This window comes from Desulfovibrio sp. ZJ369 (genome assembly GCF_011039085.1).
Classification (GTDB): Bacteria; Desulfobacterota; Desulfovibrionia; order Desulfovibrionales; family Desulfovibrionaceae; genus Desulfovibrio.
Map to the genome: position 1 here is coordinate 1 of NZ_JAAKEI010000003.1, position 18714 is coordinate 18714.

Here is an 18714-nt window from a genome sequence, read left to right on the forward strand (position 1 = left end):
GCGACCCGGCAGGGCGGCGGGAGGCCATACGCGAGATTGCCCGGTGGAATGAAAAGATGAAAGACGAAGGCAAACCGCACATGCTGATCTCGTTCAAGGATGTCATGCGGCGCGTGAAGGCCAGAAGACGGCAGAACCGGGTAAGCGGCAAGCAAAAGGAAAAGGGAGCCCGCCAGGCTGAAATCTGGGGCATTTGAGCGGGAAGGGCCGGAGCATGGAAGCTCCAGCCCTTTTCGTTTAGCCGTGAATCAGCTTTTCCGCTTCCATGAAGGCGCGGAACATGTGCTCAATGGCGATCATATTGTGATTGATGGACATGAAGAACGCATCGACGGATTGCCCGAGCGATTCTGAGAAGGCGCGCTGGACTTCACCAAGGTTCTGCCCGTTCCCGTGGGAAAGGCCCATTTGCATGACGGCCTTCAAGTCCACGCTTGCCTTGAAAAGACTGCCACGCAGGTTCAAGATTTCCGCCATGCAGGATGCGCCCGCTTCTGCGAGGGGTGGATAGCCGGCAGGGAGGGCCTTGGGCTTGGGGTTTTCCAACGTCTGCCGCACGATTTCCATCTTCGTGAGATATGCAATGGCCTCGCTCATGCGCGATTGTGGCAACTGGCAGTAGCGGGCAATGCGAAAATGGTTGTTGAAGCGGCTCCAGATCTGGGGGAACAGCCCTTTGGGCCGCGTATCGGCCGGGATGGATTCCACCCGCGCCTTGACCAGCGCCCGAAGGGTGCATTGCTGGTCGGGCGTGAGTGGGGCATCGGAATTTTGGGTGGAACGTTCCGCCCGGCCCTTCATCCAGTAATTCCAGAGTACGTCGTCGCTCTCGGCCTGATAGAGCTCAATCTTGGCCCGAAGCTCGGGGCGCACCTTCTTGGAGTTGATGCTGTTCAGCCAAGCAGGGAGTTTGCGCACGGGCATGGACAACATTTCGCGTTCGATGCCGTCTTGGGCAACCGTAGAGATCATCTCTACAGTCCAACGCTCCTTGTTGGCCTTGAGCTTTACCGCTTGGCCGCCCCAGTCAAGCCCCATGTTTTCGACAATGGGGCGCATGGGCGTGAAAGGTTGGTTTTGGTAGTCGATACAAAAGATGGTGTCACCGTGAAAGGTGACGGGGGAAAGCTGGCACATACGGCCTCCGTTTGGTTTTCTCATTCCCTTTGCGTTGCCCAAAGAGAAAGACCGGGAGCTGAGAACCGCCAAACGAACGGCAGGGGCATTACTGCTACCCTACTCCCGGCCAATATGTGCGTGAATATATCACGCCATAGGGCACGAAAAAAGCCATTGACAAACGGAATGGCGACCGTCGTTTGGGGAGTTTCTCAGGCTCCGTGCGGCCACCACGCCACAAAACGCGGGAAATGTCAACCACTTTTTTCGAGAGAAAATACTTGATAAAAATTTATATTGTAAATATATTTTATTTACGAAAGGAGAGAAAAGCATGAAATTTGTCTGGGACGCCCAAAAAGCTGCCATAAACAAACGTAAGCACGGGGTCTCCTTTGAGGAAGCACAGACTGTCTTTCAAGACTGTGACGCATTGAGAATTTTCGACCCTGATCATTCGGAGGATGAAGACAGATTTTTGCTCCTCGGTCTGAGTTCGGTTCTCCGTTTGCTGGTAGTCTGTCACTGTTATCGTGAAAACGATGAAAAAATCAGGATTATTTCGGCACGGAAGGCATCAAAATCCGAATTGACAACGTATGAACGGAGGAAATAGCCATGCGGGATGAATACGACTTTTCCAATGGTATCAAAAACCCTTATATTAAGCCGCAAAAAACAACGGTAACCATCCGACTTGACACGACAGTGGTTGAGTATTTCAAAGGTTTGTCGGAGCAGATAAACATACCTTATCAGACATTGATCAATGCTTACCTCGCCGATTGCGCGGCGAAGCAACGGAAGCCCGTGTTAAGTTGGGGGGAATAGCGATGCCGGGTGTTCACAACCGCCAAACAGGAACGGCTTTTGAGCGGGAAGGGCCGGAGCATGGAAAAGCTGCGTATCTCTTGGGGGGTAGTAAAAAGGGGGAACTGATGGGGTAACAAAGTTTTTTTATGTTTATTTTATATAATAAATTTACCATGATATAGAAAAAGTTTTCAAGCCTCCCTTGCTACCAGAATGTAATCCCATCCGGGTTTCTATAACCCCGAAAGCCTTGAGAACAGGGGTTTTCGGGGTTCTTTGCTTTCTCGTGGCACCCGGTCCCAGGAACAGGCCACAAAGGTCAGGGAGCTCTTTTACTTTGCAGCCCCTTGGAACGCGCAATGCCCGGCATGGCTTTTTCCGTCCCCTGAGACGCTCGCGTAAGGGCATGATCTTTCTGTCTTTTCTTGTGAAGAAGAAACCCATGAGCCTGTCAGAAAGCCATAGCCAGAGCGTTCAGCTCATTTCATGAGCAAAACCTCTACTGCCGCGGGCTGCGCGCCGGGCACGAAAAACAGCACAGTTGCGCCACTGTGCCCTGTACCGCATACTTTTCAGGGGACGCGCACGCTCACTGGCCCCGGTCTTTGCCGAGGGTCTTTTGTATGCGCCGTCTTTGCCGTCATCCGCGCTGCTCGAAAATTATTCACCTGTATAAAAGTTATACATCTTTCCATGCCCTGAGGCACGCGCACCTCGCTGAAAGTGCCGTTGCCTGATCCGGGCCGGGAAAAGGGGCCGCGCCTTCATTGTTTTTTACGGGCATCCGGTATATGATTGTCCGCTTGGAGCACAAAGCCCAAGTTTGAAGGAGCGGGAATATGACCGAGGAAAAAATAGAGACCCCAGCGCCGGAAGACGCTATAGAAGATTTTGCCGCCCTGCTGGCGGCCCACAGCGCATCGTCCGAGCGTTTGCAGCCGGGCCAGAAAGTCAGCGGCACGGTGATTGCCGTCACCGGCGAAAGCGTCTTTGTGGACGTGGGCATCAAGGTTGACGGGATCATGGAGCGCAAGGACATTCTGGATGCCCAAGGCCAGGAAAGCGTCGGCCCGGGCGACAGCGTGGAAGCCTGGGTCATTGGCGTTTCCCCGCAGGAGATCCGCCTTTCCCGCTCCATGAGCGGCAGTGGCGTGGCCGCTCTGGAAGAGGCCCGGGACGCCGGGCTGCCGGTGGACGGCCGGGTAACCGCCGTGTGCAAAGGCGGCTACAGCGTAGAGGTCCTCGGCAAAACGGCTTTTTGCCCGGGCAGTCAGATGGATGGCGCGGCCCTGGGCGATGCGGACTCCCTGGTGGGGCGCACCCTGCAGTTTTTGATCATCCGCGTGGAGAACAGGGGCCGCAATGTCGTGGTCTCACGCCGCGCCCTGCTGGAGCGTGAACGCCTTGAGCAGCTTGAGGTCCTTCTTGAACGTCTGAAAGTCAACGACACTGTGGAAGGCCGCATTTCCCGCCTGGCGTCCTTTGGCGCATTCATGGAACTGGCCCCGGCAGTGGAAGGCATGATCCATCTTTCCGAGCTTTCCTGGTCGCGCGTGGGCGCGGCGGATGAAGTCGTTTCGCCCGGGGATGTGGTCAGAGCCAAGGTTCTGGCGATCAGCAAGAACGACAAGGGGCAGGTGCGGATTTCCCTTTCGCGCAAGCAGGCCCAGGGCGATCCCTGGCTGGAGGCGCCGGAGCGGCTCAAGGCCGGAACCGTGGTGCAGGGCAAGGTTATGCGCCTGGCCCCGTTCGGCGCATTTGTGGAACTGCTGCCCGGCGTTGAAGGCCTGATTCATATTTCCGAAATGTCCTGGGGCAAGCGGATCAACAAACCCGAGGAAGTGCTCAACGTGGGCGAAACCGTTTCCGTGAAAATCAAGGACGTGAACGCGGACGCCCGCCGTATCAGCCTGAGCCTGCGCGACGCCGAAGGCGATCCCTGGCAGGACGCGGCCCAGCGCTTTGCCGTGGGCGCGACAGTCAGCGGCACTGTGGAAAGCCGTACCCAATATGGTTTGTTTGTATCCCTGGCGCCGGGCATCACCGGGCTTTTGCCCGCAGGCGTCATGAAAAACGCCAGGAATGCAGGGCAGTACGGCAAGCTTGACAAAGGCGACGCCGTCACCTTGGTTGTACAAAATATAGACAGCGCGGCGCGGCGCATCAGCCTTGCGCCCGAGGGCACGGAAGCCGCGGCCATGGCCGACGACAAAGCCTGGAAGCAGCATGCTTCATCCAAAGCGGCATCCGGCGACGCGGGTTTGGGCATTATGGCACAGGCCTTGCAAAATGCTATGAAAAAAAAGTAACGAGGAGCGTTTCCATGACAATACAGAAATACCTTGCCGCTGCTTTGGCCGTGATCTTTCTTGCGGCAGGGCAACTCGCCCAGGCGGCAGGGCTGCCCGATTTTACCGAGCTGGCGGCCAAAAGCGGCCCGGCGGTCGTCAATATCGGCACCGAGCGGAAAAGCTCAGGGGGCGGCCCCGAAGACTTCTTCGGGGAGATGTTCCGCAACATGCCTCCCGGCTTTGAAAAATTTTTTGAACAGTTCGGCGGCAGCAAGGGCCGTGGCGGCAAACGGCCGCAGATGAAGCAGAAATCCCTGGGTTCGGGTTTTCTTGTCTCCGCGGACGGCTATATCGTCACCAATAATCATGTGGTGGCCGACGCCGACGTCATTCATGTCACCCTGGATGAAAGCAACGGCAAAAGTGAAACCTTGAAGGCCACGCTGATTGGTTCGGATGAGGAAACCGATCTGGCCCTCTTGAAAGTGGAAACGAAAAAACCTCTGCCGTTTCTTGTGTTCGGCGATTCCGACGCGCTCAAGGTAGGCGAATGGCTGCTGGCCATCGGCAACCCATTCGGCCTGGATCATACCGTGACCGCGGGCATTCTGTCGGCCATGAACCGCGATATCCGTTCCGGCCCGTTTGACAATTTTCTGCAGACCGACGCCTCCATCAACCCGGGCAACAGCGGCGGACCGCTGCTGAACATGGCCGGGCAGGTCGTGGGCATCAATACGGCGATTATCGCCAGCGGCCAGGGCATCGGCTTCGCCATCCCCAGCAATATGGCCGCCAAAATCATTGATCAGATCAAAAGCGGCAAAAAGATCAGCCGCGGCTGGATCGGCGTCAGCATTCAGGATGTGGACGAAAATACCGCCAAAGCCCTGGGGCTTGCTGAACCCAAGGGCGCGCTGGTGGGCAACGTCATGGAAAACGAGCCTGCCGCCAAAGGCGGCGTGAAAGACGGCGATGTGATTATCGCCGTGGACAAGAAAGACATCGAAGACGCTTCGGCCCTGCTGCGCGCCATTGCGGACAAAGCCCCGGGCAGCCCCGCGGTGCTGACTGTCTGGCGCGACGGCAAGAACTATGATCTTACAGTGACGCTCGGCGAGCGCAAATCTTCCCAACTTGCGGACAGCCGCCCCGGAAAAGGGCAGAAGCAGCGCAATGAAGGGCTTCTCGGCCTGGCGGTGCGGCCTTTGAACAAGGACGAACGCCGCGAGCTGCGGCTCAACAAGGGCGAAGGTCTGCTGATCGTGGACGTGACCCCCGACAAGCCTGCCGCTGAAGCTGATCTGCGCCCCGGCGACGTGATTCTGAAAGCCAATCTGAAGCCCGTGAACAGCGTGGAAGAGCTTTCCAGAATCGTCAACGAGGAAGGCGTCAAACGCGGGGCAATCATGCTCCAGATCGAACGCCGCGGCGACGTGTATTTCCGTACCGTGCCTTTGCCGCAAAAATAAGCCTTTTACCGTTTTGCATACAAGGGGGCTTCGGCCCCCTTTTTTTGTTGCAGCATAGCTTGACATACATCAAATAATGTTGAATTATCAATCTATGCAAAGCAAGCAGGCGAGTAAAATTTTTGAGGCGCTCTCCTCCGATGTGCGATTGGACCTGTTCCGACTGTTGGTGAAGAATGCTCCTGAAGGTCTTGTGCAGGGGGATATTGCCCGGCAGCTCGCTATTCCCCCGACCAACCTTTCTTTTCATCTGAAGGCCATTGTGCAAAGCGGGTTGGTGGACGTGGAAAGAGAAGGCCGCTTTATGCGTTACAAGGCCAATATACCGCTGATGCTGCAAATCGTGGGCTATCTGACGGAAGAGTGCTGTTCGGGTAATCCGGAAGCCTGTCGCCGCTTCAGGCAAGCCAGCCCCGTAAAGGACGGCATACTGCCGAAACGCTAGGCCAGGGGCATGAGGATTTTTTTTACGAAAACATTTCAACTAATCAACATTTATTGCTCTATAGGATGAGGTCGCCATGTCTGCCACTCCCAAAACTCCGGGCTGCTGTTGTGCGTGCGCTTCACAGCCCACGGCCCCGATTGAAAACCCGAAAGGCTGGAACGGCAAATATTTTGCGACTGTCGCGGGTCTGGCCGCGCTCTGGTGGCTTGTCTATTCCTCTGTTTTGCCGGCTTCGCACTGGCTGGTATTCAAGGTACTCGGCCTTGACCCGGATTCGCATTGGGGCTTGTCTTTGGAGTTTTTCCTGTACGACACGGTGAAAATACTCCTGCTGCTGGTGGCCCTGATCTACGGCATTGCATGGATTCGCGCCTCGCTCAATGTCGAGCGGGTCAGGGATTTTCTGGCGGGCAAGCGGCGCGGCCTCGGCTATTTCCTGGGCGCGACTTTCGGCGCGGTCACGCCGTTCTGTTCCTGTTCCAGTATTCCGCTGTTTCTTGGATTCACTACGGCGCGTATTCCCATCGGCATTACCATGTCCTTTCTGATAACCTCGCCGCTGATCAATGAAATTGCGGTTGTATTGCTGTGGGGGCTGCTCGGCTGGAAATTCACGCTGATGTATGTGCTGGTCGGCATGGCGGCAGGCATCATCGGGGGTTTTGTCATGGACGGCCTTAACGCAGGCCGTTGGTTGCAGCCGTTTATCCTTGAAACGCTGGAGAAAGCTCCGGCGTACCATTTTATCAATGAAGCAGGAGGGGGACAGAAACTGACCATACGCCAACGGCATTCCTTCGCTTACAGCGAGACTGCTTCCATTTGTAAGCGGGTCTGGAAGTGGGTGATCATGGGCGTGGGTATCGGCGCGGCACTGCACGGTTTCGTGCCGGATAACTGGTTTGCGGATAATCTTGGATCCGGGGAATGGTGGTCGGTTCCGGCGGCGGTACTGGTGGCTATCCCGTTGTATTCCAACGTCACCGGCATTATTCCGATTATGGAAAGCCTTTTGACGAAGGGGCTGCCCATTGGCACGACTCTGGCTTTTTGCATGAGCGCAGTTGCGGCGAGCATACCGGAAGTTATGATGCTCCGGCAGATTATGACCATCAAGCTGCAAGCGACGTTCATAGGCTATTTGTGGGTGATCTTCACAGTACTGGGCTGGCTGTTCAACATCCTTGGCCCGTATATGGTTTAATCAACTGGAGAAAGACAATGGAAATCAAAATATTCGGCCCTGGCTGCGCCCGTTGCACGGAAACGGAAAATCTGGTGAAAGAAATAGCTGCGACCAAAGGCGGAAATATCACAGTGCAAAAAGTATCTGACCTTAAAGAAATGATGGCGGCGGGCATCATGTCTACCCCGGCCATAGCTGTTGACGGCGTGGTGAAATCCAGCGGCAGGGTTCCCGGCAAAGAAGAAATTGCGGCCTGGATTGACAGCGCTTCCGGCGCGGCTGCTGCAGGCACAACCGGTGCTTGCTGCTGCGGCAAGACAACGCCGGAGAAAGAAATCCCGAAAGTCCGCTGAATAGCTTGACTTTCGGGATTCAAATGGCTGTTGCCGGATGAACTGATGGTGGAGGCGGGGGGAATTGAACCCCCGTCCGCGAACATTCCACGCGAAGCATCTACAGGCTTAGGTCAGAATTATATCTCGTTGTATCGGTAGCCCCGGACCAGGCGCGCTACAACAAGCCCGCCGGTAACATCTCACGAAAAACCCCGGCGAGCGCCGGTTTTCGCCAGCCTGATGCATGTCGCCGACCGGGATTATCAGGCGTGGTCCCGATCAGCGCGACCGGCTTTGCGGTCAGTGCTTATCTGTTTTTAGGCAGCGTAAGCGTAGTCGTAATCGTTGTTGGCAATTACTGCTGTTGCCGCTTTTTTACGAGGCCAGCGGCGCCTCGGCCTGCCACTCCGGTTTCTACGTCCCCGTCGAAACCAGTGCGCCCCCTTATTGGGAATACTGCATATAGTAAACAGTTTATGCGGGATTGGCAAGCTCAACGCACATAGAAATGCGAGAGGGAACCCTTGAGGCACATATGGTAACGCCCGAAAAGCGGGTTTTCCGGCGAGCTTTCCGGGCTCTTCAGAGCTTCATGAGCCTGCCGCGCCACTTCCACGCCGCGAGAGAGCAAAGCCAGACGGGCCAGCTCCTGAAAGCGGCGTTGCAATACAGGGGCGCCGGCAATGAGCTCGCATAATTTTTCGGCATCGCCGTCTTCGCCTTCCACCACCAGCCGGCCTTCCGGCGAAAGGTACAGATGCAGCCGGGTTTCACCTTTCAGTGTGTCCGCGGCCATCTGATTGTTAAGAATTTCCATGAAGGATTCCTGCAAACAGTCCAGGCGGGCTTCCAGGGCATCTGAAAGCTCCTGCCCATTGCGCGACAGCATGCGCAGCATGAGGGCCGCGTCGTCCGCAAGCTCCGACAGCGCGGCCGTTTCCGGATCGGGAACGGCAATGCCGTGAATCGCCTGAACGCCGGTTTGCATGTGGACCATACTGGCGAGCTGATTGTGGCTGTCGGTATTCACAGGATCCTCCACTCACGTTTGCGTCGTTTCAATCCCAAGCGCGTACAAAACCACGGTCATTTTTTCCGTGAGGCGCGTTGCCCTGACGTAAGCAAAATGGATGCCAGAAGCAGCGCCGGCAGGCTCTTGTTTGAAAAAGTCTAGAAAATATTCAGATATTTTGCAAAGTTGGAAAGGCAGGGGGGCACTGAGCCGGAAAAAACGGAAATTGTAACGCGACCGTCAAGAGACGGACTCGGCGGCGCAAAAAGCCTGCTCCCCCTTCGCATGGGCAAAAATTGCCTTGAAAACACGGGGAAGAGCGGCGGTGCGGGAGAAAAGGAAAAATCAATCAGCCAAAGAGCGCGCCAGGGCTTCGCCCTGAGCCCCGCCCCCGGCCATGCGGGCAAGTTCGGCGTAGCGCGCGGGCCCGTCAAGCGGCGTGCACAGCGTAAAGGTCGCGGCCTCTTTGACGACCTTGCTGATCTGAAAATGCTTCTGCGCCCGCGCGGCCAGTTGCGGCCAATGGGTGATCAGGAGCATCTGGCGCTTTTTGGCCAGAGCATAGAGTTTTTCGGCCAGCTTGTTCAGCGTGAGCCCGCCCACGCCGGCATCCACTTCGTCAAAAATATATGTGGCGCTCTCCGCGCTGGGCTGCACACTGGTAAGCGCCAGCAGAAAACGCGAAAGCTCGCCGCCCGATGCAATCCGATCCAGCGGCTGCGGAGGCTGCCCCGGATTGGGAGCCCAGAGAATGCGCACCTTCTCGTCGTTGATGCCCGGCCAGAGCTCATGCGCGACAAAGTCCGGAATAACCCGGACCTGTTCGGAAAACCCCAAGCCGCGCAATTCATTCTCAAGGTTCTGGGCAAAGGCGGCCGCGGATTCACGGCGCAAAGGCCTGATCCGTGCCGTGACTGCCGCGAGTTTTTCCGCCAGGGCGGATTCTTCTTTGGCGAGGCGCGAAAGATCCAGGCCGCAGACATCCAGAAAGGAAAGATTCTCGGTGATTTCCTCGCGCAAGGAGAGTATTTCCGACAGGCTGCGGCGCAGTTTTCGTTTGAGCTGAGCCAGGGCAAAAAGGCGCGCCTCGATCTTGTCCATGTCCAGTTCTTCATCCGGCAGGGGCGGGCGGCGCAGATGGTTGCTCAGATGCGAAAGCTGCTCCCGCAGGGCGGACACGGCTTCGGCGTCAGGGGTGAGCGCCGGGTCGTCGCGGCTCATGGCATGGATGAGCTTTTCAAAACTGCCCAGAAGATCCAGAAGGCCCACATTGTCGCCGCCGTGCAGCAATTCCAGCGCGTTTTCATAATTTTCGCGCAGATGCTCCACTGAGCGGGACTTGGCGCGCAATTCTTCAAGTTGTTCTTCCTCTCCTTCTTCAGGTGATACTTTATCTATTTCCTGCTGCTGCATTTCAAGCAGATCCCGCCGCTCCGCGAGACCGGCCTGTTTTTCCTGCAACGCCTCGCGCCTGGCTGCAAGTTCATGCAAGCGATCGAGCAGGTCGTCGCGCTCCCGCAAAAGTTCCGGGCAGGGCAGGGCGCTTTCCATCAAGCGGGCCTGAAAAGCGGGCTGCAAAAGCTGTTGCTGCCCGTGCTGGCTGGTATGCGTGATCAGGCGCGCGCGCAATTCCCTGAGGCTTTCCTGCGAGCGCAATTCGTCGTTGATGTAGAGTCTGCTGCGCCCGGTCTCCGCCAAAAGCTCGCGGCGCAGCACCAGATCCTGTTCCTTGAGGGTGAAAAGCGCTTCCACCTGGGCGCGTTGCGCGCCGGGGCGCACCATATCCGCCGTCAGCCTCTCGCCCAGCAGAAAACCCAAAGCTTTCAGGACGAAACTTTTCCCGGCCCCGGTTTCCCCGGTCAGCACATTCATGCCCGGCGAAAAATCCAGTTCCATGTCTTCAATGAGGGCCAGATTGCGGATGCGTAGATATTCCAGCATATTTTCAACAACTTATCGTAATAAAATCGACGCTGCCAACAATACGCAACACGCGCCGCGGGCCCGGCTTGCGTCCGCCGCGCCCCCCGCGCACCGGAAAAAATAGCAAAATCGACGCGTCAAGGCAAAGCCGGGTTTATTGCCTGAGCCTCGGGTCCAGCATGTCGCGCAGGCTTTCGCCCAGAAGATTATAGCCGAGCACGGTCACCAAAATGGCCAGACCCGGATAAAAGGAAAGCCAGGGCGCGGTTTCAATGGCCGCCTTGCCTTCCATGAGCATATTGCCCCAACTGGCCGTGGGCGGCTGCACGCCAAGCCCCAGAAAGCTCAGGCTCGATTCGACCAGAATGGCTCCGGCCACGCCCAGCGTGGCCGTGATCAGCACCGGCGCAAGGGCATTGGGCAGAATATGCCGCAATAAAATACGCCGGGTGGGGCTGCCGGCCAGGCGCGCCGCGGCCACGAATTCCCGCTCGCGCAGGCTCAGCGTGTCGGCGCGCACCAGCCGCGTCACGCCCATCCAGGAGGTCAGGCCGATGACTATCATGATGTTGGTCAGATCCGGCTCCAAAAAGGCAATCACCGCAAGAATCAGAAAAAAGGAAGGGAAGCAGAGCATGATGTCCACCACGCGCATGGTGGCCTCATCTACCCAGCGCCTGAAATAACCGCTGATCAATCCCAAACAGGTGCCGATGCTGATGGAGATGCCCACAGCCACAAAGCCCACCCAGAGCGAAACCCGCCCGCCGTAGAGCAGGCGCGAAAGAACATCCCGGCCCAGGCGATCCGTGCCCAGCCAGAAGCGGGAGGAGGGCGGCGCGAAGATTTCGTTCAGATGCTGTTGCGCAGGATCGTACGGCGCCAGCACCGGAGCAAACAGCGCCAGCAACGACACGCCCAGCACGATGAACAGGCCCAGCGCAAGCATAAGGTGGCGGGTCAGCAGTTTTTTCACGACGCGGGGGAGCATCAGTTTTTCTCCCTGGCGGAGCGGATGCGCGGATCCGCCAGCCCGTAGCAGACATCGGCCAGCACATTGCCCGCCAGCGTCAGCACAGCGCCCAAAACCAGATTGCCCATGATCATGGTATAATCGCGGGCCATGACTGCGGTGTAAAACAATTGCCCAAGGCCGGGCAGGGCGAAAATGGACTCAATAATCACGCTGCCGCCGATAAGACCTGGCACGGAAAGGCCGAGCAGGGTGATGACCGGCAAAAGCGCGTTGGGCAAGGCATGTCGCCAGATAATCGCGCCGGGGGAAAGCCCTTTGGCCCGCGCTGTCAGGATATAGTCCTGGCGCAGCACTTCCAGCATGCAGGCCCGCATATAGCGCGACATGCCCGCCAGACCGCCCACGGTATACACCAGAATGGGCAAAGCCAGATGCCGGGCCAGATCGCAGAATTTGCCCCAGGGGCTCAAGGAGGCATAATCCATGGAGGTCAGGCCCGAAATGGGCAGCCATTGAAGATCAATGCCGAAAAACATCATCAGGAGCAGCGCGAGCCAGAAAGAGGGCATGGCAAAGCCCAGAAAAACCAGCACCGTGACCGTGCGGTCCAGCAGGGAGTTCTGCCTGCTGGCCGAGAGGATACCCACCGGGATGGCGATCAGCAGGGTCAGAACCAGGGCCGTCACGTTCATGCCCACCGTAAGAGGCAGGCGCTCCAGAATTTTCGTCAATACCGGCCGGGCGTCGGCGGACATGGAGTTGCCGAAGTCAAAATGCAGCAAGCGCGTGAGCCAGTCCCAATACTGCACATACAAAGGCCGATCCAGGCCATAGAGAGCCTCAAGTCGCTGGCGCGCGGCTTCGCCCGCCAAAGGATTAAGGGTTGTTTCCAGATCTGTGGGCGATCCCGGGGCCAGATGGATGACCCAGAAAGAGATCAGGGTAATGCCCCAAAGCACCAGAAGCATCCAGAGCGTTTTTCCGGCGACGTTCAGGGCAATGCCCGCAAGGCGCGAGCGGCGGCGGGGGGTCAGGAAGGGCAGGGGGCTCATACGGACACATGTCACTCGGTACGGGTCATCCATTGACGCATATCAGCCACTTCCTTTGGCCAGTCCGCGGAAAGGCGCAAGTGCAGAAAGCGGGCGTACAACGCGTCCAGCAGACCGGTACACACTTCCATCAGATAAAATTTTTCCAGCAGCAGGGCATCGGGATCCTCGTCGCTGTCGCTCTTGTCAAGCTTGGGAGTTTTGAGGCTGTTCAGGCTGAAATCCTCGGCCTTGAGGGAGAGCTGAAAGGCAAGTTCATCTTTTTCCAGGCGAATCAGAGCCCGGCTGACCTTTTTGCCTGTGCCGAGCCCGAAGCGCGCTTCGCGCAAGGGCGAAAGCGAGCCGGAAACCGAAGCCGTCTCCCTGGCTTCGCCTTCCCCGCCCTGAACCACAATGCGTTGCTCCATGGAAACGGAAAAAGGCGCGCCCTGGCTGTCTGTAAACGCGCCCGGAGCCGTATCGCTCTGATACCAGAGCCAGGTCAGAAATTCCTGACCCAAAATAGCATCTGTGGACTCGCCGGGATAGGGCATATTCATGAAATGAAGCACTCCTTGCGGTCTGGCGCGCGCTTTTTCAGGGCAATCCGGATCCCCCCGCGCACCACGGGCAATCCGGTCCGGCCGCAGTAGAGCGTTTTGCTACTGAAATTAGCTGAACGCTCTAACTCAGTGGCGCGAACTGTGTGGCTTCCAGTTGATCCAGACGGATCAGGCTTTCTTCATCCAGCAGGGACGCCGCCAGATTATAGGGAGTCAACAGCTCCAGATGCAGCCCGAAGGTTTTCAAAAATTCTTCCAGGAACATGTCAATCATCTTCCCCTGGGTGGAAGCGAACCAGACTTCATTTTTATCCGTGGCCCACAGCACATTGAATTCGCCCGGCACCGGCAGAAAACGCTGGCGCAGACGCAGAAGAACCTGTTCCTTGAGTTCTTTTTTTCGCTCGCGGGAAATAAATGTCTTGTTTTGCTCGCGCATGCGTTCTTTTTCCTGCCGCAGCGCCAGGGCCAGATGTTTTTTCACCACGCCGGCGGGAATGCGCCGCATATCCAGACGCAGGGAAAAGACAAGATACGCGCCTTTCTGGGGCGGAGCCGAGGCCCAATCCGTATCCAGCATGTCCTCAAAGGACGTCCAGCCCTGGGATTGCATTTCCGGAATCTCGTCTATGTCCCGGAAAGCAAACTGCTTCAGCTTGTCGGGAACTTGCGGCCAGAGTTCCGCGGGCACGGGATCCAGAATCCGAAAGCGGCTGAAACTGCATGTGCTGTTGGCAAAGCCCATGAAAACTCCTTGGAAATAATGGCGCCTTCACAGAGGTGTTGTACGTCAGAGCCGCGCAATCTGGCAAGCCCCGGCCAAGGGCAAGCGCATGCGGCGCGCGTGCTTTGTGAGCCCCGAAAGAGAGGGCGGCGAGGTGCTCCCCCGCAGTATTCGGGGATCAAATAAATGTCCCATAATGATAATTATGTAAAATTTTATGTGCGTGGGAATCCGCTGCCGTGGCTCTTGACGCGCCCTCGCTCTTTCTTCACCATATTTCTTCGGTCCAGGGAGGCTGCCATGCCCGAAAAACATACGCCCCAAAAATCATCGCGCCCGTTGCGCCGACACCAGCGCGCCGGTCGGCCCTCAGGCCAGGCCGCCCAGCCTGCAAACCGCGCTTCCCAGGCTCAGCGTCTGGAAACGCCGCCGCAGGACGTTGCGGGAATCCGCCTGAACAAAACCATTGCGCAGGCCGGTTATTGCTCGCGCCGCAAGGCCGATGAACTGATCTTTTCCGGCCGGGTTCTTGTCAATGGTCAGGTCGAGCAAAACCCCGCCCGTCATGTGCTGCCTGACGACGCTGTGCTTGTGGACGGGCGCGCTCTTTCAGCGGCGCAGGAATTTTGCTATCTCATATTGCACAAGCCCGTGCAAACCGTCTGCACGGTACGCGATCCTGAAGGCCGCTCCACGGTCATGGATTATCTGCCCCCTGCCCTGCGGCATCTGCGTCTCTACCCCGTGGGCCGCCTGGACTATTTTTCCGAAGGGCTGCTTTTGTTGACTAATGACGGCGAGCTGGCCCAGCGCCTCACCCACCCGCGCCACCACCAGCCCAAACGGTATGAAGTGCTGGTGCGGGGATCGGCCGATGCCGCGGCGCTTGAGGCCATGCGCCACGGCATGCGCCTGGCCGAAGGCGAAGATCTGCTGCCCGTGGAGGTGGAAAAAAAGGAAACTCAGGGCGGCGACAGCCTGCTGCGGATGGTGCTGCGCCAGGGCGTCAACCGGCAGATCCGGCGGATGTGCCGCGATCTGGGTCTGACTATTCTGCGTCTGCGGCGGGTTGGCCAGGGGCCGTTGACTCTGGGGGATCTCAAGCCGGGCACGGCACGAGAGCTGACGGATACGGAAGTGACGGCTCTGAAAAAAAGCGTGGCGCTGTGAAGGGTTCGCAGCATCCTTTACCAGAGGTTTTTTCTCTCACAGAGCATGGTACCTTTATCATGCTCCAGGGTTTCTCTCTGAATTGAGGAATTTTGTCCTTTCGCAAAAAGCGCAGCCTGACAAAGCTTGAGAGGCAAGCGTCAGCCGCAAGGCGGCACAGCCGCCAACGGCTGACGCGCGCGGCGGGCATGGCTGCCGAGCACGCCTGCGGCTAAAGCAAGAACCAACGCAGAGACAGCCCTCAGGGAATGCAGCTGACCAGCAAGCTTACTCGCCGCCCAGCAATCGTTCCAGAAAGGCAATGGCGTCCTTTTGCACGGCGCACAAATGCTGCTCGCCCTTGAAGCTCTCCGTATAAACCTTGCAGATGGGCTCCGTGCCCGACGGCCGTACTGCAAACCAGCCGTCCTCGCTGATAACCTTAACGCCGCCGATGGGCGCGTCATTGCCGGGCGCGCGCGTCAGGACTCCGGTTACAGGCGAACCGCCCAGGGTTTTCAGGTCAACGCTTTCCGGGGTTATCCCCTTGAGCAGTGTGCGAATGCGTTCGTCTGCCGGGGCATCCAGACGCTGATAGACAGGCGCGCCGAGCCGCTCGGTCAACTTTTGGTAAACTTCACTGGGCGAAGCCTGCTCTACGGCCATAATCTCGGCAGCCAGCAGGCACATCAAGGGGCCGTCCTTGTCCGTGCTCCAGGGGCTGCCGTCAAAGCAAAGAAACGAAGCGCCCGCGCTTTCTTCGCAGCCCATGCCGCAACGCCCGTTCAGCAGATAGGGAACAAACCACTTGAAGCCCACCGGCACTTCCACAACCGGGCGGGAAAGCTCCCTGCCGACTCTGTCCAGCATGGCGCTGGTCACAAGGGTCTTGCCGATGCCGCAATCCGCGGGCCATTGGTCGCGCGACCGGAACAAATGCCAGGCGGCCACGGTCAGATAATGGTTGGGATTCATCAGCTCCTGGCGAGTCACAATGCCGTGACGATCCGAGTCGGGATCGCAGGCAAAGGACAAATCGAAACTTTCACGCATGGTCAAAAGGCGGCTCATGGCGTAGGGCGACGAACAGTCCATGCGGATTTTGCCGTCCTTGTCGCAGGGGACAAAGCGGAATGTGGGGTCAACTTCTTTGTTGACCACAGTGAGATCGAGCTTATACGCCTCGGCAATGGGTTCCCACAAAGAGAGGCTGGCCCCGCCCAGGGGATCCACGCCGAGTTTAAGCCCGGAGGCCGCAATAGCCGCCAGATTCAGAACCTTGGGCAGGTCTTCCACATAGGCGCGGGTAAAGTCGTATTCTTCCACCAGCGAGGAGCTCAAGGCGGCGCGCAAATGCATGAGCTGCACCCCGTGGTTGCCGCTTTCAAGGTACTCATTGGCTTTTGCCTCAATCCAGCCGGTCACGGCTGTCTCGGCCGGGCCGCCGTGGGGGGGATTGTACTTGAAGCCGCCGTCGCGGGGCGGATTGTGCGAAGGGGTAATCACGATGCCGTCAGCCAGGCCTTTTTCGCGCCGCGCATTCCAACGCAAAATGGCATGGGAAATGGCGGGCGTGGCTGTAAATGCCCCGCCCGCGGCAATGCGCACAGTCACATTGTTGGCCGCCAGCACTTCCAGGGCGGAACGAAAGGCGGCTTCGGAAAGCGCATGCGTGTCTCCGCCCAAAAAAAGCGGCCCGTCAATGCTGTTGGCTTTGCGATAATCGCAGACAGCCTGGGTAATGGCGTAAATATGCTCTTCGTTAAAGGTATGCAGCACCGAAGAGCCGCGATGCCCGGACGTGCCGAAGGCCACCCGCTGGGCGGCCACCGCGGGATTGGGAAATTCGGTGTAATACGCGCTGATCAGCGCGGGAATGTGTTCCAGCTTGTCGGGAGCGGGCAAATGCCCTGCGTCAGTGTGAACAACTGCCATGCGTACCTCCAGCGTAGATGCTCCAGTATATGCCGGAACCGGGCGCGGCGCAATCATGAGGGCCTGCTTCTGAAGCGGTTTTCTTTAGCCGCTCCCAGAAAAAAACTTGCTTTTTCACAAGGCATCGGCTATATGAACCTTTCGCGCGGTTACGCCCTCAAGCAAATCGGTACTACACGACGCCGGGCCACGGTTTTGCCGCATTTGAACTGAACTGTTTTTTGCATATACGGAGGACAAGCATGAGCAAGGAATGCGATTTCTGCGGCAAAAAGCCCCAGGTCGGCAATCTCGTGAGCCATTCCAATATCAAGACAAAACGCCGTTTCAATCCTAACCTGCAACGCGTGCGCCATCAGTTCCCGGACGGCAGCGTGCGCACGCTTGTCGTGTGCACCCGTTGCCTGCGTTCCGGCGTGGTGACCAAGCCCGTGGTCCGCAAGCAGGGCTAAAAAATTTATTGCTGCCAGGCAAGCCCCGCCAGCGCGCTGTCGGGGCTTTTTTTGTGCCGCCTGCCCTGGGGTTTTGCCGTTGGGCGCAGCCTTGAGTTCGGCACATCTTTGCGCGACGTGGCGGCAACATGGGGATCAGGCATTTTTGATCATCAACCGAGGCTACTGATGCGCGGCGTCCAACCGCAAGCTTTTCGGCGGCGTGCTCAACGCTGGGTAGTGCGGCGCAGGCCTCGTGCTCTGCCGTCGTTCTGGCGCAACATTACGGGCCCCGGCGGCATCAAAGATTATGTGCAGCGTCGCGACTGGCAACTGGTGCTGAACGCCTGCGGCATCCCCTATGTGTTGAACACGTTCCGCAAGCGTGAGTATATCTATGTGCCTCCCCTCCTGGAGCACTATGCGCTCACAGAGCTGCGCGGCTTTGAAGCCGAGCTGGCACAGGATCGAACGCCGCAGCCTTTGCCCGTGCATGCGCACAGCGTTGTGGCGATCCTTTTTTTACTGCCGCTGATCCTTTGGCACGGCTGGCGCTTCGGGTGGTGGGCTGCGCCGGATTTTTTGCCGCCGCCGAACACCTGGCTTGGCGCGGGCGTACTGGACAACGTGCTTTTGCGCGTTTACGGGCAGGCTTACAGACTGGTCACGGCATTGACCCTGCACGCGAGTCTGCCCCACCTTTGGGGCAATGTGGCCGTGGGCGCGCTGTTTCTGCCCTTGCTGGCCCGTGTGGCGGGGGTGGGCCGCGCCCTCTTGCTGACAATGCTCGGCGGGATACTGGGCAACGCGCTGGCGGCATTGCTGCGGCCCCGATCCACGCTGAGCATCGGCTTTTCCACGGCCCTTTTCGCAACGGTGGGAATTCTGGCGGGCTTTATGGCCTGCCAGCAGAATCAGCGGCGCAAAGCCATGCTGCCGGTGGCCGCCGGAGCGGCCCTGCTGGCCATGCTGGGCACGGAAGGGGAAAACACCGACTACGCGGCGCATGTGTGCGGCCTGTTGTGCGGTCTGGCTTTGGGAATCTGCGAGGCCTGGCGGCTGCGGCGCGGCTGGCCCGCGCTGCCGCAGACAGTGGCGGCCCTGCTGGCGCTGGCAGTGCCGATTCTGGCCTGGTATTGGGCTTTTGCGGTTCGGGGCTGAGGCAAGAAAACTGCCCCGGCCCCGATATGGATTCTAGAGCATTTTGCTTTTGAAATTATTCAATTTCAAAAGCGGCGCTGCCATCATTTCGCCTGAAAAGCGTGGTTTTCAGGCTCATTCGGCGCGGGCGCCAGCTAACGCTGTC

The 18714-nt window shown here is 58.1% G+C and carries 19 protein-coding genes and 1 other RNA gene; 11 read left to right on the plus strand and 9 right to left on the minus strand.

All coding sequences use genetic code 11. The annotated features are described in order from the left end of the window. The coding region (locus tag G7Y51_RS01270; RefSeq protein ID WP_206214224.1) for a hypothetical protein at window positions 1-197 on the plus strand (197 nt) is incomplete at its 5' end. Window positions 198-237: 40 nt separating this feature from the next. On the opposite strand, the gene G7Y51_RS01275 is transcribed toward G7Y51_RS01270, so the two are convergent. Then, complete coding sequence (locus G7Y51_RS01275; protein ID WP_165174608.1) at window positions 238-1137, minus strand: phage antirepressor N-terminal domain-containing protein; 900 nt, start codon at window positions 1135-1137, stop codon at window positions 238-240. Between the two features lie 316 nt (window positions 1138-1453). On the opposite strand from G7Y51_RS01275, the gene G7Y51_RS01280 reads away from it, so the two are divergent. The 7 genes from G7Y51_RS01280 (at window position 1454) to G7Y51_RS01310 (ending at window position 7682) form a co-directional block, all read left to right on the plus strand. After that, window positions 1454-1735 carry a BrnT family toxin gene (locus G7Y51_RS01280; RefSeq protein WP_165069519.1) on the plus strand — a complete coding sequence of 94 codons (282 nt, stop codon included), beginning with the start codon at window positions 1454-1456 and terminating at the stop codon, window positions 1733-1735. 2 nt (window positions 1736-1737) lie between these two features. Further along, window positions 1738-1950, plus strand: coding sequence for a BrnA antitoxin family protein (locus tag G7Y51_RS01285; protein ID WP_165069524.1), 213 nt, complete (start codon window positions 1738-1740; stop codon window positions 1948-1950). 821 nt (window positions 1951-2771) lie between these two features. After that, complete coding sequence (locus G7Y51_RS01290; RefSeq protein WP_165174609.1) at window positions 2772-4241, plus strand: 30S ribosomal protein S1; 1470 nt, start codon at window positions 2772-2774, stop codon at window positions 4239-4241. 14 nt (window positions 4242-4255) lie between these two features. Next, complete coding sequence (locus G7Y51_RS01295) at window positions 4256-5695, plus strand: DegQ family serine endoprotease (RefSeq protein WP_165174610.1); 1440 nt, start codon at window positions 4256-4258, stop codon at window positions 5693-5695. Between the two features lie 76 nt (window positions 5696-5771). Continuing rightward, on the plus strand, window positions 5772-6140 hold the full coding sequence (locus tag G7Y51_RS01300) for a helix-turn-helix domain-containing protein (RefSeq protein ID WP_241160087.1): 369 nt from the start codon (window positions 5772-5774) through the stop codon (window positions 6138-6140). A 76-nt stretch (window positions 6141-6216) separates the two neighbouring features. After that, on the plus strand, window positions 6217-7347 hold the full coding sequence (locus G7Y51_RS01305) for a permease (protein WP_165174611.1): 1131 nt from the start codon (window positions 6217-6219) through the stop codon (window positions 7345-7347). 17 nt (window positions 7348-7364) lie between these two features. Further along, window positions 7365-7682: a thioredoxin family protein gene (locus G7Y51_RS01310; protein ID WP_165174612.1), complete on the plus strand. Its 318-nt coding sequence runs from the start codon at window positions 7365-7367 to the stop codon at window positions 7680-7682. Between the two features lie 46 nt (window positions 7683-7728). On the opposite strand, the gene ssrA is transcribed toward G7Y51_RS01310, so the two are convergent. The 7 genes from ssrA to rdgC all read right to left on the minus strand — a co-directional run bounded on the left by ssrA (window position 7729) and on the right by rdgC (window position 13914). Then, window positions 7729-8108, minus strand: a transfer-messenger RNA (tmRNA) gene (gene ssrA, locus G7Y51_RS01315). 49 nt (window positions 8109-8157) lie between these two features. Continuing rightward, complete coding sequence (locus G7Y51_RS01320; protein ID WP_165174613.1) at window positions 8158-8694, minus strand: hypothetical protein; 537 nt, start codon at window positions 8692-8694, stop codon at window positions 8158-8160. Window positions 8695-9021: 327 nt separating this feature from the next. Continuing rightward, the gene (locus G7Y51_RS01325) at window positions 9022-10617 is read right to left on the minus strand and encodes an AAA family ATPase (RefSeq protein ID WP_165174614.1); all 1596 of its coding nucleotides are present in this window, start codon (window positions 10615-10617) and stop codon (window positions 9022-9024) included. 136 nt (window positions 10618-10753) lie between these two features. After that, the gene (locus G7Y51_RS01330; RefSeq protein WP_165069630.1) at window positions 10754-11590 is read right to left on the minus strand and encodes an ABC transporter permease; all 837 of its coding nucleotides are present in this window, start codon (window positions 11588-11590) and stop codon (window positions 10754-10756) included. Next, window positions 11590-12543, minus strand: coding sequence for an ABC transporter permease (locus G7Y51_RS01335; RefSeq protein ID WP_165174735.1), 954 nt, complete (start codon window positions 12541-12543; stop codon window positions 11590-11592). Before G7Y51_RS01335 ends, G7Y51_RS01330 begins: the two co-directional genes overlap by 1 nt. 95 nt (window positions 12544-12638) lie before the next feature. Continuing rightward, entirely contained in the window at window positions 12639-13166 is a 528-nt protein-coding gene (locus G7Y51_RS01340) for a hypothetical protein (protein WP_165174615.1), read from the minus strand. A 124-nt stretch (window positions 13167-13290) separates the two neighbouring features. Continuing rightward, window positions 13291-13914: a recombination-associated protein RdgC gene (gene rdgC, locus G7Y51_RS01345; protein ID WP_165174616.1), complete on the minus strand. Its 624-nt coding sequence runs from the start codon at window positions 13912-13914 to the stop codon at window positions 13291-13293. Window positions 13915-14193: 279 nt separating this feature from the next. Here rdgC and G7Y51_RS01350 point away from each other — a divergent pair, with 279 nt between their 5' ends. Further along, on the plus strand, window positions 14194-15063 hold the full coding sequence (locus tag G7Y51_RS01350; RefSeq protein WP_346773688.1) for a pseudouridine synthase: 870 nt from the start codon (window positions 14194-14196) through the stop codon (window positions 15061-15063). 267 nt (window positions 15064-15330) lie between these two features. On the opposite strand, the gene G7Y51_RS01355 is transcribed toward G7Y51_RS01350, so the two are convergent. Then, complete coding sequence (locus G7Y51_RS01355) at window positions 15331-16977, minus strand: phosphoglucomutase (RefSeq protein ID WP_165174617.1); 1647 nt, start codon at window positions 16975-16977, stop codon at window positions 15331-15333. Between the two features lie 242 nt (window positions 16978-17219). On the opposite strand from G7Y51_RS01355, the gene rpmB reads away from it, so the two are divergent. Beyond that, window positions 17220-17429 carry a 50S ribosomal protein L28 gene (rpmB, locus tag G7Y51_RS01360; protein WP_165069589.1) on the plus strand — a complete coding sequence of 70 codons (210 nt, stop codon included), beginning with the start codon at window positions 17220-17222 and terminating at the stop codon, window positions 17427-17429. A 168-nt stretch (window positions 17430-17597) separates the two neighbouring features. After that, the gene (locus tag G7Y51_RS01365) at window positions 17598-18569 is read left to right on the plus strand and encodes a rhomboid family intramembrane serine protease (RefSeq protein WP_165174618.1); all 972 of its coding nucleotides are present in this window, start codon (window positions 17598-17600) and stop codon (window positions 18567-18569) included. Window positions 18570-18714 lie beyond the last annotated feature (145 nt).